The organism is Brevibacterium pityocampae, from assembly GCF_039541555.1.
Lineage (GTDB): Bacteria > Actinomycetota > Actinomycetes > Actinomycetales > Brevibacteriaceae > Brevibacterium > Brevibacterium pityocampae.
Genome location: NZ_BAABGL010000012.1, coordinates 69,336 through 91,642, shown reverse-complemented (window position 1 = coordinate 91,642; position 22,307 = coordinate 69,336). Strand labels below are relative to the sequence as shown.

Here is a 22,307-nt window from a genome sequence, read left to right as displayed (position 1 = left end):
CCGGTCAGGCGACGAGGTCGAGCGCGGCCATCCTGCGCGAGTGATTCGTCATCACCCGCTGCGCGATCGCCGAGACGGCCTCGTCGTCGACCGCGAGGTCGAAGGCCGTGATGAGGTGCCGGCCGCGCACGAGCGCCTCCCCGACGAGCCGCCGCCCCCACAGCGCCAACCGGGAGGACAGCTCCGGCTGCTCGGCGATGGCGCGGGCCAGCCGGCTGCGGAGGTGATCGGCCTGCCGTGTATCATCGAGTACGGCAGTGGCCACCCGTTCGCTCGTCTCATCGAGATTGACCAGGGCCGCGCGATAGAAATCTCTGTTGATCCCGTCGAAGACGTACCCCTTCATGAGGCTTTCGTACCAATCACGCGGCCGGGTGCGTTCCCGCAGCGCGGTGAACGACGGTTCGACGCCCTCCATGAGTTCCGCGATGTCCCCGCCGAGCGCCTCGACGCGAGCGGCGAGCGCCTCGTAGTGGCTCAGGGCGACGCCCGCGACGGCGATGAGATCGACCCGGTCCCGGATGCTCGGGGCCGCCTGCGCATCGGCGGCGGCGCGTTCGACCGACGTGAGCTCCCCGAACGCGAGGATCGCCAGGGTGGTCGACCGGACGTCGGCGGGCAGGGCGGCAGCAGACATGCGGACAGCCTACCGCGACGCACCATGACAGAACGTGCTCCTGCGGGAGCACCGTGAGGAGCACAGCAATGACAGAGATCGCAGCCGAGACCATCGACGTCGAGGACGTCGAGACTCCCCCGGAGCAGACCTTCGCCGACCTCGGGGTCGCCGAACCGATCGTGGCCGCACTGGCCGAGTCCGGCATCACCACCCCCTTCCCCATCCAGGCGCTCACCCTGCCCGTCGCGCTCACCGGCGCGGACATCATCGGGCAGGCGAAGACCGGCACCGGCAAGACCCTGGGCTTCGGCATCCCGCTGCTCCAGCGCGCCGTCGGCCCCGACGAAGGCGCCACCCAGATCGAAGGCCGCGCCCCGCAGGCCCTCGTCGTCGTCCCCACCCGTGAGCTCGCGCAGCAGGTCGCCGAGGACCTGCGCACCGCCTCGACGAAGCGGAACCTGTCGATCATCACGATCTACGGCGGCAAGGACTTCGACCCCCAGCTCGCCGCGCTCCGCGCCGGCGTCGACGTCGTCGTCGGCACCCCGGGCCGCCTGCTCGACCTCTACGGCCGCCGCGCGCTGCGCCTCGACCGGGTCAACACCGCGGTGTTCGACGAGGCCGACGAGATGCTCGACCTGGGATTCCTGCCCGACGTCGAACGGATCGTCGACGCGCTGCCCGCGCACCGCCAGACGATGCTGTTCTCCGCCACCATGCCCGGTCCGGTGATCTCGCTCGCCCGCCGCTACATGAACCGGCCCACCCACATCCGGGCGCAGGATCCCGACGACCACACGAAGACGGCGAAGAACACCAAGCAGTACGTCTACCGGGCGCACGCGATGGACAAGAGCGAGATGGTCGCCCGCCTGCTCCAGGCCGAGGGCCGGGAGCGCACGATCATCTTCGCGCGCACCAAGCGCACGGCCGACCGGCTGGCCGAGGAGCTCGTCGACCGCGGCTTCAACGCGCGGCCGCTCCACGGCGACCTCAACCAGCAGATGCGCGAGCGCGCCCTCAAGGCGTTCCGCGAGCACAAGGTCGACGTGCTCGTCGCCACCGATGTCGCCGCCCGCGGCATCGACATCGACGACGTCACCCACGTCATCAACTACCAGTGCCCCGACGACGAGAAGACCTACGTCCACCGGATCGGCCGCACCGGTCGCGCCGGCAACACCGGCATCGCGGTGACCTTCGTCGACTGGGACGACATGCCGCGCTGGCGCCTCATCAGCAAGGCGCTCGACCTCGGACTCGACGAGCCGGTGGAGACCTACTCGACCTCCCCGCACTTCTACGAGGACCTCAGGATCCCGGCGGGCACCAAGGGCCGACTGCGTCGCCGCAAGCCCGCCGCCGGCCAGGAGGTCGACGGGGAGACCGGGGCCGAGGTGCCCCGCCGCAGCGGCTCCCGGCGTCGTTCCTCCGAGGGTCGCGGCGATCGCTCGCGCGACGGCGGTCGAGCCGGCGCCGAGCGCTCCGGCGACTCCGCCGGCAGCGGGGACCGTCCGCGCCGCAACCGCCGGCGCACCCGCCGCGGCAAGCCGCAGGGCCGTGCTTCGCGCGCCGAGGGCGGCCGCGAGGGCTGAGCGCCCGCGCCGCTCCCCTGCGGGCGCAGCATCGTCAGCACAGCACCGCGCACCGGGCCGGTGATCCCCACGGATCACCGGCCCTCCGGCATTCAGGCGTCGATGAGCGGCACGCCCGAGGTCACCGCGACGAGCCGCTCGAGCATCTCCGGGTCCGTCGTGTGCTCGGCGAGCCGGTTGGGTTTGCCGGTGCCGTGATAGTCGCTCGAGCCGGTGACGAGCAGGCCGTGCGCCTCGGCGGTCGCCCGCAGCGCCACGCGCGCGCTCGGCGGATTGTCGCGGTGGTCGACCTCGAGCCCGTCGAGACCCGCCTCGACCATCGCGCGCACCCCGGCGTCGGGCACCGTGCGGCCGCGCAGCGACGCCCGCGGGTGGGCGAACACGGCCGCGCCCCCGGCCTCGTGGACCATCCGGATCGCCTCGATCGGGGAGATCGTCGGCAGCGACACGTAGTACTTCGAATGGGAGGACAGCAGCCCGGCGAAGGCCGCCGAGCGGTCCCCGACGATGCCGGCGGTGACGAGCGCATCGGCGATGTGGGGGCGGCCGATCGTCGCCTCGGCACCGGCCTGCTCGAGCACGGATTCCCAGGACAGCGGGAAGTCCTCGGCGAGCCGCTCGACCATCGTGCGGGTCCGGTCGAGGCGCGCCCGGCGGGCGTCGGCGACGGCCGCGGTGAGCTCGGCGGCGGCCGGGTCGTGGAGGTAGCTCAGCAGGTGGACGCTGATCCCGTCGTACCGGCAGGAGACCTCCATCCCGCGCACGAGTGCGATCCCGGCGGCCTGCGCGGCGCGCACCGCCTCGTCCCAGCCGGCGGTGGTGTCGTGGTCGGTGAGGCCGAGCACGGCGACCCCGAGCTCCGCGGCCTCCTCGACGAGCGCGGTCGGGCTCTGAGTGCCGTCGGAGAAGCGCGAATGGGTGTGGAGGTCGATCGCCATGACTCCGATTGTAGGGCTGTCCGCACGGCCCGTCGCTCCGCCCTCCCGCCTCTGACCGGTGATTTCACCCCTGGACCCGAACGTCTCCCCCACCCCTAGACTGGAGACATGACGACCAAGGAATCCGCACCCGCCGCCGCCCCGTCCGACCCGCCGCTCGAGGAGCGCGTCAACACCCGCTCCCGCCGCCCGCAGTCGGCGGCCTTCCGCGACTTCATCGCCTCCGGCTGGGACCGCACGAGCGCCGGCGACCCGACGCCCCTGCCCGCATCCGCCTGGACGCCGGCGCGGCGTGCGGCGGTCTCGGCCCGTTTCCCGGGCGAACGCCTGGTGATCCCGGCCGGCAATCTCAAGGTGCGCTCGAACGACACCGACTACGTCTTCCGCGCCCATTCCGCCTTCATCCACCTCACCGGCCTCGAGACCGACTCCGAGCCCGATTCGGTGCTCGTGTTCGAGCCCACCGACGACGGCCACGAGCAGACCTTCTACTTCCGGCCCCGGGCCGGCGCGGACACCGAGGAGTTCTTCTCCGACGCCCGCTACGGCGAGTACTGGGTGGGTCCGCGCGAGGACCTGCCGACGATGGAGGCGAAGCTCGGCATCGCCTGCCGTGACATCCGCGAGGCGCCCGAGGCGATCGCCAAGGACCTCGGCTCCGTGTCGGTGCGCCTGCTGCGCGGGGCGGACACCGTGGTCGAGGCGCAGATCGAGACCGCCCGCACCCAGGTCGCCGCGGACCTCGAGGTCTCCCGCGCCGGCGACGACGAGCTCGCCCAGCACCTCTCCGAGATGCGTCTCATCAAGGACGAGTACGAGATCGGCGAGCTCCGCCGTGCCGTCGACATCACCCGCGCCGGCTTCGACTCCGTGGTCGCGAGCCTGCCGCGCGCGCTCGCCCACACCCGCGGCGAGCGGGTCATCGAGACGGCCTTCGCGCTCGCCGCGCGCGCCGACGGCAACGGCGTCGGGTACGACACCATCGCCGCGGCAGGCGATCACGCCTGCACCCTCCACTGGATCAAGAACACCGGCGCGGTGGCCCCCGGAGACCTCGTGCTCGTCGATGCCGGGGCGGAGGCCGATTCGCTCTACACCGCCGACGTCACCCGCACCCTGCCGGTGTCGGGCACCTTCACCCCGGTGCAGGCCCGGATCTACGACGCGGTCCTCGAGGCCGCCGATGCCGCGTTCGCCGTCGCCGCCGAACACGTCCACCGGACGGTGCGCTTCGGCGAGGTCCACGACGCCGCGATGCGGGTCATCGCCCACCGGCTCGCGGACTTCGGCCTGCTGCCGGTGAGCCCGGAGGAGGCGCTCGCCCCGACCGGGCAGCAGCACCGCCGGTGGATGGTCCACGGCACCAGCCACCACCTCGGTCTCGACGTCCACGACTGCGCGCAGGCGCGCGCGGAGATGTACCTCGGGGCCGAGCTGCGCGAGGGCATGGTGTTCACCATCGAACCGGGTCTGTACTTCAAGGCCGCGGACATGCTCGTGCCCGAGGAGTTCCGCGGGATCGGCGTGCGGATCGAGGACGACGTCCTCGTCACCGCGGACGGGGTGGAGAACCTGTCCGCAGGGTTCCCCCGCACCCGCGCCGAGGTCGAGGCCTGGGTGCAGGGCGCGCAATGAGCTCCCCCGATCTCCCCCTGGGCACGCTGCGCCGCGGGCGCGGCGTCCTCGAGGTCGCCGGGGTCGCGCTCGGCCACACCGCGCGCACCGGGGAGGGCCGGCTCACCGGGACCACCGTGATCGTGCCCCCGCCCGGCACCCTCGCCGGGGTCGACGTGCGCGGCGGCGGACCGGCGAGCCACGAGACCGACATCCTCTCCCCCGGCACGCTCGGCTACGGCGCCGACGCCGTCGTCCTCACCGGCGGCAGCGCGTTCGGGCTCGTCGCCGCCCACGGGGTGCAGCGCGGGCTTCGTGCCGACGGCCGCGGCTTCCCCGCCCCCGGGCTGCCCGGCGTCACCGTGCCGATCGTGCCGGCCGCCGGGATCTTCGACCTCGGGCGCGGCGGCGAGCCGGCCGCTCCGCCGGTCGAGGAGGACGGCCTGGCCGCCTACGGCGACGCCCGTGCCGAGCAGCCGCACCTGCGCGGCTCCGTGGGCGCCGGCGTCGGCGCCTGGACCGGGCGCGGACTGCTGCGCGGCGGCCTCGGGCAGGCGTCGATCACGACCCCCGCCGGGCACACTGTCGCCGCGCTCGTCGTCGCGAACCCGATGGGAGGCGTCCTCGACCCCGCAGGTCGGCTCCACTGCGCCTCGGTGCTCGCCCGCTACGGCATCGGCGTGCCGCAGGCGCACGGCCTGCGCGCACGGTTCACGGAGTTCCACGGCGGGACCGGGGATCCCGGTGGCGGCGATGGGGGCGGGGATCCCGGTGGCAGCACCGGGAACGGCGGCGGGGAGAACGCCGGCGCCCGCAATACGACGATCGCGTGCATCGTCACCGATGCCCGCCTCGACGCCGCGCAGACGACACGCCTGGCGCAGTCGGCCCACGCCGGCCTGGCGCGGGCGATCCACCCCTCGCACACCTTGTTCGACGGCGACGCGGTGTTCGCGCTCGCCACGGGTGAGCGCGCGCTCGACGATCCGGAGGCCGCCGCGCTCGTCGAGCTCAACATCGCCGCCGCTGACGTCCTGTCGGCCGCGATCGTCGACGCGGTGCTCAGCGCCGAACCGGACACCGTGCCCGGCCGTGTCACCGCCGCCGGCGTGCCCGCTCCCCCGGCGCTCGTCGAGGTCGACCCGACGACCGCGGAGGCCTGGCGCGCACTCCCCTGAGGTCGCCCCCGCGTCGGACTGTGTCCCCTCGTCGAACTGTGCCCCCTCATCGAACTGCGCGTTATCCGAAGGCAGGCGCGCAGTTGCGCGCTCGGAAGTCGGATACCGCGCAGTTCGCGCACCGGTTCAGCGGCGGGAGAGGATCTCGCGGGCCTCGTTCACCCGGGCCGGCGGGCACACGATCTCGTAGGTGCCGGCGATGACCTGCGGCCGGAGCATGACGGAGGCCTTCTTGCGCCCGAGCGCCTTGACGAGGATGCCCCAGAGCATGCCGAAGCCCACGCCGATGACGATGCCGGGCAGCAGGGCCCCGGAGGTCAGCGATTCGTTCCCGCCGAACAGTGCGAGGAGGAGGCCGACGAACAGCCCCATCCAGGCGCCGGTCAGCGCTCCCCGACCGGCGGCCGCGGCCCACGTGAGCATGCCCGTCACCTGTTCCACGATCCGGACGTCGGTGCCGACGATCGACAGGGAGGCCACCGGGAAGCCGTGCTGGGCGAGGAACTGGACCGTTCCGTTCGCCTCGTCATGGGTGCGGTAGGAGCCGAGGACCTCTCCCCCGGGGAGCTGCATCGATGGTTTCGCCATGGGGTCCAGTATGACCGAAGCGACTGGCGTAGTCTTGTGGGGTGAGTGGTTCAGCTGATCGCGTCTTCGTCGCCCGCCTGGCCTCCACCGCGGTCTTCGACCCTCTCGGCGATCAGGTGGGGCGCGTGCGCGATGTCGTCATCGTCTACCGCGCCACCATGCGCCAGCAGCCCAAGGCGATCGGCCTCGTCGTCGAGGTGCCCGGTCGCCGCCGCGTGTTCGTGCCGATGGGCCGGGTCACCGGGATCGCCGCCGGCGCCGTCATCACCACCGGCCTGGTGAACATGCGCCGCTTCGAGCAGCGCCGCTCGGAGACCCTCGTGCTCGGCGAGCTCCTCGACCGGCGCCTGCGGCTGCGCTCCGACGGGACGGCCGTGCAGGTCGAGGACGTCGCGATCGAGCAGCAGCGCAACCGCGAGTGGGAGGTCACCCGCCTGTTCGTGCGCCGCGTCACCGACCGCCAGGGCACCTTCGGCTTCCGCCGCCGCGGCGAGACCCTCCAGGTCGACTGGTCCGAGGTCGACCACCCGATCGACTCCGCCGTCGACCAGGAGGCCACCCAGCTCATCGCGGCGTACCAGGGCACCAAGCCCGCCGACCTCGCCGACGTGCTCCTCGAGCTCACCCCCAAGCGTCGGCTCGAGGTGGCCCGCGAGCTCGACGACGAGCGCCTCGCCGACGTCCTCGAGGAGCTGCCGGAGGAGACGAGCGTCGAGATCGTGTCGATGCTCGGGATGGACCGTGCCGCCGACGTCCTCGAGGCGATGGACCCCGACGACGCCGCCGACCTCCTCGGCGAGCTCACCGACGAGCAGGCCGAGGTGCTGCTCGCCGCGATGGAGCCCGAGGAGGCCAAGGACGTCCGCCACCTGCTGTCCTACGACGAGGACACCGCCGGCGGCCTGATGACCACCGAGCCGGTGATCCTCGCCCCGGAGACCACCGTCGCCGAGGCGCTCGCCCATGTCCGCCGAGAGGACCTCGATCCGGCGCTCGCCGCCGCCGTGTTCGTGTGCCGGCAGCCGCTCGAGCCGCCCACCGGCAAGTACCTGGGCCTCGTCCACATCCAGGCGCTGCTGCGCGAACCGCCGCACGTGGCCGTCGGCACGATCCTCGACGACGAGGTCGAACCGCTCGGGGCCGACGCCCCGCTCGGCGACATCACCCGGATCCTCGCCGCCTACAATCTCGTGTCGATCCCGATCGCGGACGAGAACGACCACCTCGTGGGCGTCGTCACCGTCGACGACGTGCTCGACCAGCTCCTCCCCGAGGACTGGCGGCAGGCGCCCGACGAGGTCCGCGCCGAGGAGATCACCGGAGACCTGGCGAAGGAGGGCAAGCAGTGAGCAAGGGCGACTACGACGCACTCGACGTCCCGCGCATCAAGAAGCGGCGGCTGCCGTCGATCGGGATGTCCCCGGAGTCGTTCGGCAAGGCCTCGGAGTCCTTCGCCCGGTTCATGGGCACACCCCAGTTCCTCATCGGGATGACGGTGTTCTGCTTCGTCTGGCTGGCGTGGAACACGCTCATGCCCGAACCCCTCCAGTTCGACCCGCGGGCGCTGAACTTCACCCTGCTCACCCTCATCCTGTCGCTCCAGGCCTCCTACGCCGCGCCGCTCATCCTGCTCGCGGAGAACCGCAGCGCCGACCGCGACCGGGTGGAGTTCGAGAACGACCGGCAGCGCGCCGAGCGCAACCTCGCCGACACCGAGTACCTCACCCGCGAGGTGGCGAGCCTGCGCATCGCGATGCGCGAGATGGCGACCCGCGACTTCATCCGCTCCGAGCTGCGCAACCTGCTCGAGGAGATGGAGGAGGCGCGGGAGGCCGACCGCCGGGCCGAGCACCGCGAGGACCTCGAGACCGTGAAGAAGGTTGCCGTGAAGAAGGCCGTGAAGAAGGCGCAGGCGACTGCCGAGGCCACCGCGCTCAAGGCGGCCCGCGACGCCGTGCAGACACCCCCCGAGAACAGAGAGGACGCGTAGCACACCGATGCCCGCACCCACCCTGGACCAGCTCCGCAGTGCACTCGAGACCGTGCTCGACCCGGAGATCAAGCGCAACATCGTCGAGCTCGACATGGTCGACGACGTCGTCGTCGACGACTCCGGCCACGTCACCGTCACCGTGCTCCTCACCGTGGCCGGCTGTCCGCTCAAGGACACCATCACCCGCGACACCGAGGCCGCGGTCGGGAAGGTCCCCGGCGTCACCGGGACGACGGTCAAGCTCGGCGTGATGACCCCGGAGCAGCGGCAGGCGATGCGCGAGAAGCTCCAGGGCGCCGGCGCGTCCCGTGAGATCCCGTTCAACGCGCCCGGCTCGCTCACCCGGATCTACGCGATCGCGTCCGGCAAGGGCGGGGTCGGCAAGTCCTCGGTGACGGCGAACCTCGCCGCCGCGATGGCCGCCGACGGTCTGCGCGTCGGAGTCGTCGACGCCGACATCTACGGCTTCTCGATCCCCGGCATGCTCGGGGTCACCGGCAGCCCCACGCGCGTCGACGACATGATCATCCCGCAGGTCGCGCACGACGTGAAGATCATGAGCATCGGCATGTTCGTCCCTCCCAGCCAGCCCGTCGTGTGGCGCGGCCCGATGCTCCACCGCGCGCTCCAGCAGTTCCTCACCGACGTGTTCTGGGGCGATCTCGACGTGCTGCTCCTCGATCTGCCCCCGGGCACCGGCGACATCGCGATCTCGGCGGCCCAGCTGCTGCCCGGCTCCGAGCTGCTCGTCGTCACCACCCCGCAGCAGGCGGCCGCGCAGGTCGCCGAGCGCGCCGGTTCGGTCGCCGTGCAGACCCGCCAGCGGGTGGCCGGCGTGATCGAGAACATGTCGTGGCTCGAGCTCCCCGACGGCACCCGGATGGACGTGTTCGGGTCCGGCGGCGGGGACCAGGTCGCGGAGAACCTCACCCGCACGGTCGGGGCGAAGGTGCCGCTGCTCGGTCGGATCCCGCTCGACACCGAGGTGCGCTCGGGCGCGGACGCCGGGCGCCCCGCCGTGCTCGCCGCCCCCGATGCTCCGGCCTCGGTGGCCCTGCGCTCGATCGCCTCGCAGCTGACCTCGCGCACGCGGGGGCTCGCAGGCCGCTCCCTGGGGCTGTCCCCCGTCTGATCGGGAAGCCGTGGGCCCGAGCCCGCCCCGGGCCTCTCCGGCTCGGGGCGGTTCAGGCGCTCCGGATGGACCGGGCGAACCGAGTGGATCGAGCGCGCTGCGTCAGGCGCTCCGATCAGGTGGCCTCGGGGTCGAAGGGCGCGGCGACGGCGACGTCGCGCAGCGCGGCCTGGGCCTGAAACCGCTCGAGCGGGCCCGCCTGGGTGCTCACCGGGGAGCCCGCACCGGCGACCTGGGCCCCGGCCACGGCCGCCGCGCCTGCCGAGACCTGACGGGCGCGGGAGTCGGCCTCCTCCTCCATGAGCGCTTCGCGCACGATCCGGCGCGGGTCGTACTGGCGCGGATCGAGCTTGCGCCAGTCGACGTCGGAGAAGTCGTCGCCGAGGTCGCGCTGGACGTCGGCCTTGGCCTCGTCGGCCTTCCGCTTGAGCGAGCGCACGAGGTCGCGCAGCTGCTGGGCGTACTCGGGCAGGCGCTTGGGCCCCACGACGAGGAGCACCACGACGACGAGAATGATCATCTCAGTGCCGTTGATGCCGAACATGGGCGCCAGTCTATCAGCGGGCCCGTGGCACAATCCCCCTATGGACGAACGCCGGACGGAGCTGGTGCTGCGCGCCGTCGAGTGCGTGCCCGCCGGCCGGATCGCCCCCTATGGGATGCTCGGTCGGGTGACCGGCACCTCGGCGCGCTTCGTCGGCCGGGTGCTCGCCACCCACGGATCCTTCGTGCCGTGGTGGAGGGTGACGAACGTGCGCGGCGTCCTGCCCGCGCCGATCCGCACCGAGGCCGCACGCCGCTGGGACACCGAGGGCATCCCCCACGCCGACGGCCGCGCCCGGATCGAGGACTGCGCCGCCGACGAGGCGCTGCTGCGGGAGTCCTGGGAGGCCGCGAGTCGCGACCTCCGCACCTCGGAGGAACCGGGATAGACTGGCGAGCGCCGTCCGAGGAGAGGAGGAGACCATGTCACGCGACCGGGCGATCGACGCCCACTACGCTGATCGGTTCAACCCCTCCGATCCGGTGATGGATGCCGCCCGCACGATCTCCGCGGAGTACTCGACCGTCCCGGTGTCGACGACCACCGCCGGGACCCTCACCCTGCTCGCCCGGATGGCACGGCCGGCGACCGCGATCGAGGTCGGCACCGGCACCGGCGTCTCCACCCTCGCCCTGCTCCGCGGCATGCCGAGTTCCGGCATCCTCACGAGCATCGACATCGACGCCGACAAGCAGGCCGTAGCGCGCGACCTCATCGGCGTCGCCCGGATCCGGGCCCACCGGGTGCGGATGATCCACGGGCGCGGCGAGGATGCGCTCGCCCGGCTCGCCGCCGGCGGCTACGACCTCGTGTTCGTCGACTCCGAGCCCCTGACCTACGACCGGCTCGTGCCGCTCGCGATCGAGCGGCTGGCCCCCGGCGGCCTGCTCGTCGTCAACCACGCGCTGCTTGGCGGGGCGGTGGCGAAACCGGCCAACCGCGCCCCGCGCACCCAGGTGGTGCGCACGATGCTCGACCGGATCGTCGAGCGCACCGACGTCGCCCGCCTCATCCTGCCCGTCGACGACGGGCTCCTCGTCCTCACCCGCGTCTGAGCCGGGCCCGGGAACGCCGGAGGAGGGGGTCCGCTCGGGGCTCCCCTCCTCCGTGCACCGGTCTCAGCTCACTGTGCGAGCGCCTCGCCGAGGGTGTTCTGAAGGTTCGTGGCCTCGTCCTTGCTCACTTCGATGACCAGACGTCCGCCGCCTTCGACAGGGAGACGGACGACGTATCCGCGACCCTCCTTGGTCACTTCGAGGGGTCCGTCACCGGTGCGCGGTTTCTGAGCTGCCATGAAGAGTTCTTCCTTCCATTCCCGACTGTGTCACTGTCGATTATCCACCATTTCGCCCCGGCTGAGGAGGATCGGGCGCGAATCGGCGCCTGCCGGGTCACGGCGGCAGGTCGGCCGGCGGGGTGAAGTGCCAGAGGAAGCCGACCCACACGACCTGGAACAGCACGAGGCAGCCGAGCAGCACCGCCCGGTACATCCCTGCCCGGCACCAGGCGAGAGTGAGCGCGATCGGGAACAGCGGGAGGAGGAGGCGCAGGGTCGAGGTCTGCGGATTGAAGAACAGCAGGATGTAGATGCAGTAGGCGAGGCAGAAGTGCTGCAGCGTCCGGCCCATCTGCCGGCCGGCCGGGGAGTAGATGAGGACGAGCATGAGCGCGATCGCGGCGAACAGGAGGAGCGGCCCGAAGGGCCCCACGAGATCGTTCCCCCGGGCGAACCACTGGACGATGATGCGCGTGTGCCCGCCGCTCCAGGCGGCCTCGGTGTCGGTGTAGGCGGTGAGCTCCCCGGTGCGGAGCCAGGCGTGCACCGGGTGGACGAGCGCGGCGGCGCAGGACAGCACGCCGAGCGTCCAGGAGCGCACGACCTCACCGGCCGGGTAGGGGATCGTCCGGCGGCGCAGGAACCGGTCGATGAGGTGGATGAGCATGAAGAACGAGAACGCCACGCCGATCGGCCGCGACAGGTCCATGAGGACGACGACGGGGACCGCCATGAGATAGCGCCGGTCGATGACGAGCAGGAGGGCGAGAGCCTGGAGCAGGAGCGTGAGCGACTCCGCGTAGCCGGTGCTGAAGATCGCCGAGGCGGGGAAGACGAAGAGGACCGCGAGGCCGAACAGCGCCCGGCCGGGCGTGGTGTGCCGGCGGAACAGGTGGAGCACGACGATCGCCGCGACGGCACCGAACACCGTGGACAGGAGCGGGGAGACGACCTGGTAGTCGAGGCCGGTGAGCTGCGCGAAGTCGCGCACCATCCAGGGATGGAGGGGATAGAACGCCCACGCGTTCTCCATCACCGTGCCGTCGGCGCCGCGCGGCAGGACATCGGGGTAGCCCTCGTCGGCGATGCGCTGGTACCAGCCGCCGTCCCAGAAGTTGAGGAAGTCCCCGAGCGAGGTGTCCAACCCGGTGGTCCACGGGGTGCGGTCCTGGGTGCGGACGACCGCGGCGAAGATCCCGACGCTGATGATCCGGGAGGCGAGATAGACCGCGAGCGCCTGCAGCCATACCGGCAGGGCGAGGATCTCCCGAGCCCAGCGCCCGGCACGGGAGGCGTCGAAGACGGTCGGGGCGAAGCGGGGGGCGCGGTCGTACTCGGGCAGCACGGAGACGTCCGGTGCGGGCCGGGTCATGCCTCGGGCGCCGGGAGGCGGCTCTCGAGGACCGCGATCCGGTCCTCCTGCAGGCGGATCCGGTGCGCCATCTCGCTGTACACCGCGTCGACCTCGTCCATCCGGTATCCGCGGATCGCCGGTGAGAAGGCGACGGCCTCGAGATCCCCGGCGGTGAAATCGGAGGCGAGGAGACGACGCGGGCGCTCGTCACCGGCCGCGGGCATGCCCCCGTTGAAGAGGTTGAAGGCGCCTGCGACGGCGACGGCCATGAAGAAGACCGCGGCGCAGACTCCGAGAACGATCCACATTGGCATGCGCCCATGGTCTCATATCGGACTCGCGGGCACCTCGGACCCAGCGGGCGTGCGGCCGTCGCGGCTGCCCGCAGTGCTCACCAGGCGTCGTGGGCGGAGAAGTCCGGACGGTCGGCGCCGCCGGGAGCCGGGCGCCGGCCGGTCCGGTGCTCGGCGGTCAGGCCCGACACCACCTCGGCCGGCTCCTCGGGCCCGGGCTCGGCAGAGACCGGATCGCTCGTGTCGGCACCGGTGATGAACGCGACCGCCTCGGTCGGGGAGTCGGTGAGCGTGAGGAGGTCGATGTCCTCGCGGCTGATCGTGCCGACGCCCACGAGCGTGTCGCGGATCCAGTCGACGAGGCCGCCCCAGAACTCGGTGCCCATGAGCACGATCGGGAATCGGGAGAGCTTGCCGGTCTGCACCATGGTCAGCGCCTCGAACAGCTCGTCGAGCGTGCCGAATCCGCCGGGCAGCACGATGAAGCCCTGCGAGTACTTGAGGAACATCGTCTTGCGGACGAAGAAGTACCGGAAGTTGATGCCGAGGTCGACGTAGGGGTTGAGCCCGGACTCGAAGGGCAGCTCGATGCCGAGACCCACCGAGGAGCCGGCGGCGTCGACGGCACCCCGGTTGCCCGCCTCCATGATCCCGGGCCCGCCGCCGGTGATGACGGCGTAGCCGGCGCGGGCGAGCTCGCCGGACACCTCGCGGGCGAGCCCGTACTCCGGGGTGCCCTCATGGAGGCGGGCGGAGCCGAACACGGACACCGCCGGGCCGATCTCCGCGAGCGAGCCGAAGCCCTCGACGAACTCCGCCTGGATGCGCAGCACCCGCCACGGGTCCTGGTGCACCCAGTCGGCGGTGCCGCCGCCCTCGAGCAGGCGCTGATCGGTGGTGGTGGCCGGCACGTGGGCGCGGCGCAGGCGCAGCGGTCCCTTGCTGTAGATCGGGGAGTCGGGGGTCATCGGGCGGGGGCCTCCGGTGCGCTGCGGGCGGGTTCGAGGAAGCGCAGCAGGTCAGCGCTCGCCGATTCCACCTCTGCGCACGGGACGTGCTCGTCGGCCTTGTGGGCGAACAGCGGGCTGCCGGGGCCGAAATTCACCGCGGGGATGCCGAGCGCGGAGAAGCGTGCGACGTCGGTCCAGCCGAGCTTGGCCTGGGGCTCTCCCCCGATCGCGTCGATGAAGGCCCGGGCGGCGGGCTGGTCGAGACCGGGACGGGCGCCCTCGGCGGAGTCGGTGACGCGGATCGGGTGCGGGGCGAAGAACGCGGCGAGGTGCGCCTCGGCGTCCGCGGCGGACTTGTCCGGGGCGAACCGGTAGTTGACGACGACGGTGCAGGCGTCGGGGATGACATTGCCGGCCACTCCCCCGTGGATCCCGACAGCCGACAGCGATTCGCGGTATTCGAGTCCGTCGACGGTCACGGTGTCCGGGGTGTGCTCGGCGAGACGGGTGAGGATGTCGGCGGCCCGGTGGATCGCATTGACCCCGGTGAAGGCGCGTGCCGAATGGGCCCGCACGCCCTCGGTGGTGACCTCGATGCGGATCGTGCCGTTACAGCCGCCCTCGATGCCGGCGTTGCTCGGCTCCCCGAGGATCGCGAAGTCGCCGGCGAGCCATTCGGGATGGCTGCGGGCCACCCGGCCGAGCCCGTTGAGCTCGGCCTCGACCTCCTCGTGGTCGTAGAAGATCCACGTGACGTCGCGCTCGGGGCTGCGCAGGGCGGCGGCCGTGCACAGCTGCATCGCGACTCCGGCCTTCATATCGCAGGCGCCGCGCCCCCAGATCACCTCGGCCCCGTCGAGCGTGCGACGCTCCGCGGGCACGTTGTCCTCGATCGGGACGGTGTCGAGGTGGCCGGCGATGACGATCCGTTCGCCGCGGCCGAGCCGGGTCGCGGCGACGACCGTGTCGCCGTCGCGGTGGATGTCGAGGTCCGGGCCGGGGCCGGCGGAGATGTGCGCGAGGACGCCGGCGACGGCATCGGCCAGGCGCGCCTCGTCCCCGGACACCGAGGGGATGTCGCAGAGCCGGGCGGTGAGCTCGACCGGGTCGGCCAGCGCCTCGATGAGACGGGCGGCATCGGCGTCGGGGGTGGGATGTGCGCCGGGCGCGGTCTCGGCGGCGGGCGCGGGGTCGTGGGGATCACTGCTCATGGAGCCCAGCCTAGTACCGGCTGCGCGAGGGCGAGCAGTAGGCTGGGACACATGACTCAACGATTCGTATCCTCCGCCGGAGTGTCCACCGCGCACGGCGACACCGTGCTCAGCGTCTGGTACCCCACCCCTGCCCTGTTCGACGACTCCGCGCAGGCCGAGCAGCACGCCGCGTCCGGTGTCGCGACCGCCGGGCTCGACGCCCTCGTCGGCGCCGACGAGCTGCGCGGCACTCGCACCGAGGTCGTGCAGCACACCATCGATCTCGACGCCGCGCCGGCGGACGCCGCCGACGGCTACCTGCGCCTCCACGCACTGTCCCACCGGCTCGTCGCGCCCAACGAGGTCAACCTCGACGGGCTGTTCGGGAAGCTCGCGAACGTCGCGTGGACCTCGCACGGCCCCTGTGCGGTCGAGGACTTCGAGCTCACCCGCGCCAAGCTCACGGCGCGCGGGTACGTCACCGTCCACGGGGTCGACAAGTTCCCGCGGATGACCGATTTCGTCGTGCCCGCCGGAGTGCGGATCGCTGATGCGGACCGCGTCCGACTCGGCGCGCACCTGGCGCCGGGCACCGTCGTCATGCACGAGGGCTTCGTCAACTTCAACGCCGGCACCCTCGGGCAGGCGATGATCGAGGGCCGGATCTCGCAGGGCGTCGTCGTCGGCGACGGCTCGGACATCGGCGGCGGCGCCTCGACCATGGGCACCCTGTCCGGCGGCAACGAGCACCGGATCTCCGTCGGCTCGGGAACGCTGCTCGGCGCGAACTCCGGGATCGGGATCTCGATCGGCGACGACTGCATCGTCGAGGCCGGCCTCTACCTCACCGCCGGCTCGCGGGTGTCGCTCGTCGACGAGGGCGGCCGCGTCGTCAAGGCGCGCGAGCTCGACGGGGCGGACAACGTACTGTACCGCCGCAATTCGACGACCGGGTCGATCGAGGCGCTCGGACGGACCGCGAAGGGCATCGCGCTCAACCCCGACCTCCACTGACCCAGCACCCGTTGCACACCGCCCCTGACATCGCAGAATCCGAAGGTTCCCTTCTCAGGAACCTTCGGATTCTGGGATGTGGAGCGGGGATCAGCGCTCGGCGATCGGCACGTACTTCCGCTCGGGCTCGCCGGTGTAGATCTGGCGCGGGCGGCCGATCTTCGTCTCCGGGTCCTTGATCATCTCGCGCCACTGGGCGATCCAGCCCGGCAGTCGACCGACGGCGAACAGCACGGTGAACATGTTCGTCGGGAAGCCCATCGCCTTGTAGATCAGGCCGGTGTAGAAGTCGACGTTCGGGTACAGGCTGCGCTCGACGAAGTAGTCGTCGGCGAGCGCGATCTCCTCGAGGCTCATCGCGAGGTCGAGCATCTCGTCCGCACCGCTCATCTGGTCGATGATCTCGTGGGCGGTCTTCTTGATGATCGCCGCGCGGGGGTCGTAGTTCTTGTAGACCCGGTGGCCGAAGCCCATGAGCCGGACGCCCTGCTCCTTGTTCTTCACCCGCTCCATGAACTTCTGCGGGCCGTCGTGGGACTCCGAGATCTCCTCGAGCATCTCGAGCACCGCGGAGTTCGCGCCGCCGTGCAGCGGCCCGGCCAGGGCGTTGACACCGGCGGAGATCGACTGGAAGAGGTTCGCCTGCGAGGACCCGACCATCCGCACCGTCGAGGTCGAGCAGTTCTGCTCGTGATCGGCGTGGAGGATGAAGAGCTGGTCCATGGCCTTCGCCATGAGCGGGTCGACCTCGTAGGGCTCGGACGGGAAGCCGAAGTTCACGCGGAGGAAGTTCTCCACGATGTTGAGCGAGTTGTCCGGGTGGACCACCGGCAGGCCGGCGACCTTGCGGTGCGCGAGCGCGGCGATGGTCGGCATCTTGGCAAGCAGGCGGATCGTCGAGAGATCGATCTGCTCGTCGTCGAACACCGAGAGGTTGTCCTGGTAGAACGTCGACATCGCCATGATCGAGGCCGACACCATGGGCATCGGGTGGGCGTCGTAGGGGAACGCCTGGAAGAAGCGGCGGAGGTCCTCGTGGACGATCGTGTGGCGGCGCAGGCGCGCGTCGAAGGAATCGAGCTGCTCCTGCGTGGGGAGCTCGCCGTAGATGAGGAGGTAGGCGACCTCGACGAAGGTCGAGTTCTCCGCGAGGTCCTCGATCGAGTAGCCGCGGTGGCGCAGGATGCCCTCGTCGCCGTCGATGTAGGTCACGGCCGAGGAGGTCGAGGCGGTGTTCGCGAACCCGGGGTCGTAGGTGACCCGGCCGGTGTCCTTGAGCAGCGATCCGATTCGCAGCCCTGCTGTGCCTTCGGTCCCCGTCACCGTGGGGAGGGAGAGATCCGTGCCGTCGACGCGCAGAACTGCATCCTCTGCCATATTCGCTCCTCTGGGGTCACCTCAAGAAGTTCCTGAGTATTCATTCACAGTCACGGTAGAGGTTACCGACTCCCCGGCCTGAGCGAAAATCGCGCCCGCCCTGCGAGCGCTCCCGCGTCCGAGGCGCGGACCGGCGCACGCGGTCCGCTCGGTGGGCACCCGGCCGGTTCCCGCACCCGAGGCGCGCTCAGCCGCACCCGGGGCGCTCAGCCCCCCGCGCGCAGGCGATCGGCGGCCTGTGCGATCCGCTCGTCGCTCGCGGTGAGCGCGATCCGCACGAAGCGGCCCGCGGCGTCCCCGTAGAACGCTCCGGGGCCGGCGAGGATGCCGCGCTCGGCGAGCGCGGCCAGGGTGTCCCAGCAGTCCTCGTCGCGGGTGCACCAGAGGTAGAGTCCGGCCTCGGAGTGCTCGACCCGCAGGCCGAACTCCGTGACCGCCGGGAGCAACGTGTCGCGGCGCGCCCGGTAGGTCTCCTTCTGGGCGCGGACGTGGGCGGTGTCGCCGAGCCCGGCGATCATCGCCGTCTGCACGGGGCCCGGCACGATCATCCCGGCGTGCTTGCGCGAGTTCGTCAGGTCGCCGACGAGCGCGGGGTCGCCGGCGGTGAAGGCCGCGCGGTAGCCGGCGAGGTTCGACTGCTTGGACATCGAGTACACCGCGAGCAGACCGGTGGGATCGCCGCCGGTGACGGCCGGGTGGAGGATCGACGGCGTCGCGTCCTCACCCTGCCAGTTGAGGAGCGCGTAGCACTCGTCGGAGGCGACGACGACCCCGGCGGCCCGCGCGCGCTCGGCGACCGCGGCGAGCACCTCGACGTCGAGCACCGTGCCGGTGGGATTGCCCGGGGTGTTGAGCCAGAGCAGCCCGATGCCCTCGAGCCCGGCGGCACCGGAGGCGATGTCCGCGGCGTCGAGGCGCACGCAGTCGACGCCGGCGAGAGTCGCCCCCATCTCGTAGGTCGGGTAGGCCGCGGACGGGCAGGCGACCGCGAGCCCGCGCTGCCGCAGGCCGAGGAGGGTCGGCAGCCAGGCGACGAGTTCCTTCGAGCCGACCGTCGGCATGACCTGGGTCCGCGGGTCGAGCGCGATCCCGTGCCACTGCTCGTACCAGCCGGCGATGGCGGCGCGCAGCTCGGGCGTGCCGGCGGTCGTCGGGTAGCCGTGGGAGTCCGATCCCGCGGCGAGAGCCTCGCGGATCACCGCGGGCGTCGGGTCGACCGGCGTGCCGATCGACAGATCGCAGATGCCGCTCGGGTGCTCGGCGGCGCGCGCCCGGTAGGGGGCGAGGGTGTCCCAGGGGTAATCGGGCAGGTCGAGTCCGTAGTTCACGCTGGCGCTCCTGGGTTCAGGCTCCGGCTCCGCTCGGTGGTGTGGCCGGCGCGGGTCACTGCTGCGGGGGCAGGGCGGAGATGATCGGGTGGTCCTTGCCGGTGTTGCCGAGCTTCGCGGCACCGCCCGGGGAGCCGATGTCGTCGAAGAACTCGACGTTGGCCTTGTAGTACTCCGCCCACTGCTCCGGCACGTCGTCCTCGTAGTAGATCGCCTCGACCGGGCAGACCGGTTCGCAGGCACCGCAGTCCACGCACTCGTCGGGGTGGATGTAGAGCGAGCGCTCGCCCTCGTAGATGCAGTCGACGGGGCACTCATCGATGCAGGCCTTGTCCTTGAGATCCACGCAGGGCTGGGCGATGACGTACGTCACGGGATTGTCTCCTCATCGAACGGGCATGGTGTGCGCCCTCCCAGGGTACTCCCTTATAGGCTGGACACCGGCCCGGTCCCCCAGTCGAAGAGGTCACACATGCTCACTCCCCGCGCCGGTATGCGCGTGGTCCTGCGGTACGCCGCCGACGGGCAGCCGACCGATGCGCTCGGCACCGTGACGGCCGCGGACGAGGCGAGCGTGACCGTGGACACCCGGCGCGGCGAGGTGACCGTGGCACGCGCCGACATCCTCCTCGTGCACGAGGTGCCGCCGGCCCCGCAGCGCCCGGGCCGGCTCCATGAGATCGTGTCCCCGCTCGACCTGCGCCGGATCTCCGCGCAGGTGTGGCTGCCCGCCGATATCGCGTGGCTCCACACGGACAATCTGCACCACGAGGCCGAGGGCGCCGGCGCCGAGGTGCCGCTCACCCAGACCGGGGTGCTGCTGCGGGCCGCCGGCGGGGTCTCCACGCGCGGCAACTCCGCGCTCCCGCTCGGCCGGACGGGGATCCCCGCGGCTGAGGCCCTCGAGCTCATCATCCGCTGGTACGAGCAGCGCGGACTGCCCCCGCAGCTCCAGATCTACTCCGCCCACGGCACCTCCGAGCTCGCCGAGCCGTGCGCGGAGCTCGGCCCGCTGCTCCGGGCCGCCGGTTTCGCGCCCTCGGGGGCGACGCTGGCGCTCACCGCCGCGACCCGGGAGGTCGCAGGCCCGGTCGGGCGCGCCGCCGATGCGGCGCTGCCCGGCCTCGAGATCGTGGAGAGCGAGGAGGCGCACGCGGTGCACTGGACCGCATGGGGCCACCCGGTCGACTCCCCGACCCATGAGGATTTCGCCCGGCTCGTCACCTCCCCGGAGCAGCACCGGTTCTACTCCGCGCTCGCGCTCCACCCCGACGGCTCCCGCACGCTCGTCGGCACGGTGCGCCTGGCGATCACCCAGAAGTGGGCGGTGGTGTCGAACCTCGTCGTCGACCCCGGTGTCCGCCGGCGCGGCGCCGGCCGGGCGCTCGTCGTCGCGGCGGCGGCCGCCGCCGCCGAGCGGGGCGTGCGCTCGCTGCTCGCGGAGGTCGAGGCGGACAACGCCGCCTCGCTCGGGCTGTTCGGTGCGCTCGGCGCCGTCGAGCATCATCGCTACTGGTACGCGCTGCGCTCGTGAGCGATCCGGCTACTCGCAGACGACCCGGTTGACCGGCCGGTAGACGGTGGTGAACTCGTCGCGCTTGACGACCGAGCCGCTGTCGTGGTCCTTGATCGTGCGCGAGATCGTGATCGACCAGCCCTCGCGCGCCGACTGCGGACGGCAGCTCGGACCGGACTCGGTGATCGTCGACGGCGAGATGAAGGCGAAGCGACCCGATGAGGAGGACTCGACGTCGACGGTCTTGACGCCGAACACGCGGGCGTGGACCTCTCCCCCGGCGAGGTACATGTCGAGCACCACCGGGGTCTCCGAATCGTTGGTGAACTTGAGGTCGATCGACTGCCAGTCGAGGGTGGTCTCCCGGCCCTCCGGGTAGCGGGAGATGTAGCGGGAGTGCGCCTGGTGCTCGTCGAGCTGGAACCCGGCGAAGTACGCGGCGTTGAACAGCGTGGTCGACACCTGGGACACGCCGCCGCCGTAGTCCTCCTTCATCTGCCCGCCGGAGATCACACCGGCCGGGCGGTAGCCGTTGGCCGCCGTGCGCTGGCCGATCGCCTCGTTGAGGCTGAACTGCTCGCCGGGCTGCACGACGGTGCCGGACACCTTCTCCGAGGCGACCCGGAGGTTGGTGTCGCGGTTCGGCTCGGAGCTGTAGGAGGTGGAGAACGCGGAGATCTCCTCGCTGACCTCGGCCTTCTCGGCCTCCTCCGTGGTGAACTCCGGCTCGGACTCCTTGAGCGCCACCTCGCCGCTGCGCTCCTCGGACGTCAGTGCGGGCAGCACCGCGTCGGCGAGCTCCTGCTCCTCCACCGAGATGCCGCTCTCGCCGGGGACGACCTCGGGCTTCCCGTCGACGATCCGGAAGCTCGCATCCTTCGCCTCGGCACCGACGTCGGGGTTGTCCTCGAGCACCGCGGTCTGGAGCTTCTCCACGTCGAGGACCGGGCGCAGCGCGCCCTCGTGGGCCTCGAACGACAGGGTGCTCGCAATGACCTCCGGGGACACGACGAGCTCGGAGGGCTCGCCCACGGGCTGCCCCTCCTCGTCTTCCTCGGCGGCGCGCAGGGTGACGTCGCCGCTGATCGCGGGCTCGGCCACCTCGGTGCGCGCGGTCTGCGCCTCCTCGGTGGTGATGTCCGGCGCGGTCTCCTCGGCGGGCACGGCGAGCGCGTCCTCGCTGCGGAGCCACTGCTCGGCGACGGCGGTGCGGATCATGTCCTCCGTCACCACCGTGCCGGCCTCGCCCTCGCTCAGCGCGATCTCCCCGTCGTCGAACGCGAGCTCCGCGTCCACGGGGTCCACGGTGAAGTCCTCGGCGACGGTGCGCGCGACAGGGGTGAAGGCGTCCTCGTCCACGACGAGCGCGGGATCGTAGACGCGGTCGCCGAACAGCTTCTCCACGACCACCCGCGGGTCGAGGGTGAAGTCGGTGATACCGGAGATCGTGGCGGCGGCGTCGAAGCCCAGACCCGCGTCGGCCGGGACGACGGTCGCCTCCATGTCCCCGGCCTGCAGCCGGAACTCCTCCGCGGCCCGCGGACCGAGTTCGCGCTCGAGGGTGGCGACGGCCTCCTCCTCGCTCTGTCCGCTGATGTCGACCCCGCCCACGGAGGCCTCGGAGGGCATCTGCCGGGAGGCGAAGAAGGCCGCGACGACGTACACGACGGCGAGCAGCACGACGATGCCCAGGAGGACGAGAGCGGTGGTGCGGGCGCGGTTCGGCGCTGCGGTGCGGGCGGCCATGGAGGTCTCACTGTCGAGGTGTGCGGGCGGACGGTTCAGCACAATCTACTACAGCAGGG

Annotated in this window: 23 protein-coding genes; 10 read left to right on the top strand and 13 right to left on the bottom strand. The window is 71.8% G+C overall.

Features of this window, described 5'->3' with window-relative positions; genetic code table 11:
* Window positions 1-4: 4 nt before the first annotated feature.
* The gene (locus ABD883_RS09445) at window positions 5-637 is read right to left on the bottom strand and encodes a ferritin-like fold-containing protein (protein ID WP_247425302.1); all 633 of its coding nucleotides are present in this window, start codon (window positions 635-637) and stop codon (window positions 5-7) included.
* A 68-nt stretch (window positions 638-705) separates the two neighbouring features.
* Between ABD883_RS09445 and ABD883_RS09440 the strand changes: the two genes are divergently transcribed.
* Window positions 706-2,214: a DEAD/DEAH box helicase gene (locus ABD883_RS09440; protein ID WP_137319376.1), complete on the top strand. Its 1,509-nt coding sequence runs from the start codon at window positions 706-708 to the stop codon at window positions 2,212-2,214.
* Window positions 2,215-2,306: 92 nt separating this feature from the next.
* On the opposite strand, the gene ABD883_RS09435 is transcribed toward ABD883_RS09440, so the two are convergent.
* Window positions 2,307-3,152 (bottom strand): PHP domain-containing protein, encoded by an 846-nt coding sequence (locus ABD883_RS09435; RefSeq protein ID WP_137319375.1) that lies wholly within the window; start codon window positions 3,150-3,152, stop codon window positions 2,307-2,309.
* A 108-nt stretch (window positions 3,153-3,260) separates the two neighbouring features.
* Here ABD883_RS09435 and ABD883_RS09430 point away from each other — a divergent pair, with 108 nt between their 5' ends.
* The gene (locus ABD883_RS09430) at window positions 3,261-4,787 is read left to right on the top strand and encodes an aminopeptidase P family protein (RefSeq protein WP_295687583.1); all 1,527 of its coding nucleotides are present in this window, start codon (window positions 3,261-3,263) and stop codon (window positions 4,785-4,787) included.
* Window positions 4,784-5,944 carry a P1 family peptidase gene (locus ABD883_RS09425; protein WP_345031623.1) on the top strand — a complete coding sequence of 387 codons (1,161 nt, stop codon included), beginning with the start codon at window positions 4,784-4,786 and terminating at the stop codon, window positions 5,942-5,944. Before ABD883_RS09430 ends, ABD883_RS09425 begins: the two co-directional genes overlap by 4 nt.
* 126 nt (window positions 5,945-6,070) lie before the next feature.
* On the opposite strand, the gene ABD883_RS09420 is transcribed toward ABD883_RS09425, so the two are convergent.
* Window positions 6,071-6,532 (bottom strand): YflT domain-containing protein, encoded by a 462-nt coding sequence (locus tag ABD883_RS09420; RefSeq protein ID WP_295687578.1) that lies wholly within the window; start codon window positions 6,530-6,532, stop codon window positions 6,071-6,073.
* 41 nt (window positions 6,533-6,573) lie between these two features.
* On the opposite strand from ABD883_RS09420, the gene ABD883_RS09415 reads away from it, so the two are divergent.
* From ABD883_RS09415 to ABD883_RS09405, 3 genes are read left to right on the top strand one after another with little or no spacing between them, the layout of a single operon-like run.
* Window positions 6,574-7,881 carry a magnesium transporter MgtE N-terminal domain-containing protein gene (locus tag ABD883_RS09415; protein ID WP_265808532.1) on the top strand — a complete coding sequence of 436 codons (1,308 nt, stop codon included), beginning with the start codon at window positions 6,574-6,576 and terminating at the stop codon, window positions 7,879-7,881.
* Complete coding sequence (locus tag ABD883_RS09410; RefSeq protein WP_265808531.1) at window positions 7,878-8,522, top strand: DUF1003 domain-containing protein; 645 nt, start codon at window positions 7,878-7,880, stop codon at window positions 8,520-8,522. The genes ABD883_RS09415 and ABD883_RS09410 overlap by 4 nt, the downstream gene beginning before the upstream one ends.
* A 7-nt stretch (window positions 8,523-8,529) precedes the next feature.
* Window positions 8,530-9,657, top strand: a complete 1,128-nt coding sequence (locus ABD883_RS09405; RefSeq protein WP_137319369.1) for an Mrp/NBP35 family ATP-binding protein — start codon at window positions 8,530-8,532, stop codon at window positions 9,655-9,657.
* A 115-nt stretch (window positions 9,658-9,772) separates the two neighbouring features.
* Here ABD883_RS09405 and ABD883_RS09400 read toward each other — a convergent pair whose 3' ends face one another.
* A complete protein-coding gene (locus tag ABD883_RS09400; RefSeq protein ID WP_137319368.1) occupies window positions 9,773-10,201 on the bottom strand; it encodes a twin-arginine translocase TatA/TatE family subunit in 429 nt (142 codons plus the stop codon).
* 40 nt (window positions 10,202-10,241) lie between these two features.
* On the opposite strand from ABD883_RS09400, the gene ABD883_RS09395 reads away from it, so the two are divergent.
* Window positions 10,242-10,589, top strand: coding sequence for an MGMT family protein (locus ABD883_RS09395; RefSeq protein ID WP_137319367.1), 348 nt, complete (start codon window positions 10,242-10,244; stop codon window positions 10,587-10,589).
* A gap of 34 nt (window positions 10,590-10,623) precedes the next feature.
* Complete coding sequence (locus ABD883_RS09390) at window positions 10,624-11,256, top strand: O-methyltransferase (protein WP_137319366.1); 633 nt, start codon at window positions 10,624-10,626, stop codon at window positions 11,254-11,256.
* A gap of 68 nt (window positions 11,257-11,324) precedes the next feature.
* Here the strand turns inward: ABD883_RS09390 and ABD883_RS09385 are convergent, their stop codons facing one another.
* The 5 genes from ABD883_RS09385 to dapE all read right to left on the bottom strand — a co-directional run bounded on the left by ABD883_RS09385 (window position 11,325) and on the right by dapE (window position 15,285).
* The gene (locus ABD883_RS09385) at window positions 11,325-11,495 is read right to left on the bottom strand and encodes a DUF3117 domain-containing protein (RefSeq protein WP_137319365.1); all 171 of its coding nucleotides are present in this window, start codon (window positions 11,493-11,495) and stop codon (window positions 11,325-11,327) included.
* A gap of 97 nt (window positions 11,496-11,592) precedes the next feature.
* Entirely contained in the window at window positions 11,593-12,849 is a 1,257-nt protein-coding gene (locus ABD883_RS09380) for a hypothetical protein (protein ID WP_295687566.1), read from the bottom strand.
* The gene (locus ABD883_RS09375; RefSeq protein ID WP_295687563.1) at window positions 12,846-13,145 is read right to left on the bottom strand and encodes a DivIVA domain-containing protein; all 300 of its coding nucleotides are present in this window, start codon (window positions 13,143-13,145) and stop codon (window positions 12,846-12,848) included. The genes ABD883_RS09380 and ABD883_RS09375 overlap by 4 nt, the downstream gene beginning before the upstream one ends.
* A 77-nt stretch (window positions 13,146-13,222) precedes the next feature.
* Window positions 13,223-14,092, bottom strand: a complete 870-nt coding sequence (locus tag ABD883_RS09370; RefSeq protein WP_295687560.1) for an LOG family protein — start codon at window positions 14,090-14,092, stop codon at window positions 13,223-13,225.
* Window positions 14,089-15,285 carry a succinyl-diaminopimelate desuccinylase gene (gene dapE, locus ABD883_RS09365; protein ID WP_265808529.1) on the bottom strand — a complete coding sequence of 399 codons (1,197 nt, stop codon included), beginning with the start codon at window positions 15,283-15,285 and terminating at the stop codon, window positions 14,089-14,091. The genes ABD883_RS09370 and dapE overlap by 4 nt, the downstream gene beginning before the upstream one ends.
* A 51-nt stretch (window positions 15,286-15,336) precedes the next feature.
* On the opposite strand from dapE, the gene dapD reads away from it, so the two are divergent.
* Window positions 15,337-16,281 carry a 2,3,4,5-tetrahydropyridine-2,6-dicarboxylate N-succinyltransferase gene (gene dapD / locus ABD883_RS09360; RefSeq protein ID WP_295687554.1) on the top strand — a complete coding sequence of 315 codons (945 nt, stop codon included), beginning with the start codon at window positions 15,337-15,339 and terminating at the stop codon, window positions 16,279-16,281.
* A 90-nt stretch (window positions 16,282-16,371) separates the two neighbouring features.
* Here dapD and ABD883_RS09355 read toward each other — a convergent pair whose 3' ends face one another.
* From ABD883_RS09355 to fdxA, 3 genes are all read right to left on the bottom strand, one after another.
* Window positions 16,372-17,658, bottom strand: coding sequence for a citrate synthase (locus ABD883_RS09355; RefSeq protein WP_137319360.1), 1,287 nt, complete (start codon window positions 17,656-17,658; stop codon window positions 16,372-16,374).
* A 206-nt stretch (window positions 17,659-17,864) separates the two neighbouring features.
* The gene (gene dapC, locus ABD883_RS09350) at window positions 17,865-18,986 is read right to left on the bottom strand and encodes a succinyldiaminopimelate transaminase (RefSeq protein WP_295687550.1); all 1,122 of its coding nucleotides are present in this window, start codon (window positions 18,984-18,986) and stop codon (window positions 17,865-17,867) included.
* Window positions 18,987-19,041: 55 nt separating this feature from the next.
* On the bottom strand, window positions 19,042-19,359 hold the full coding sequence (gene fdxA, locus ABD883_RS09345; RefSeq protein WP_175406932.1) for a ferredoxin: 318 nt from the start codon (window positions 19,357-19,359) through the stop codon (window positions 19,042-19,044).
* Between the two features lie 99 nt (window positions 19,360-19,458).
* Here fdxA and ABD883_RS09340 point away from each other — a divergent pair, with 99 nt between their 5' ends.
* Window positions 19,459-20,520 (top strand): GNAT family N-acetyltransferase, encoded by a 1,062-nt coding sequence (locus ABD883_RS09340; protein WP_137319358.1) that lies wholly within the window; start codon window positions 19,459-19,461, stop codon window positions 20,518-20,520.
* A 9-nt stretch (window positions 20,521-20,529) separates the two neighbouring features.
* Here the strand turns inward: ABD883_RS09340 and ABD883_RS09335 are convergent, their stop codons facing one another.
* Complete coding sequence (locus ABD883_RS09335; protein ID WP_137319357.1) at window positions 20,530-22,248, bottom strand: VanW family protein; 1,719 nt, start codon at window positions 22,246-22,248, stop codon at window positions 20,530-20,532.
* Window positions 22,249-22,307 lie beyond the last annotated feature (59 nt).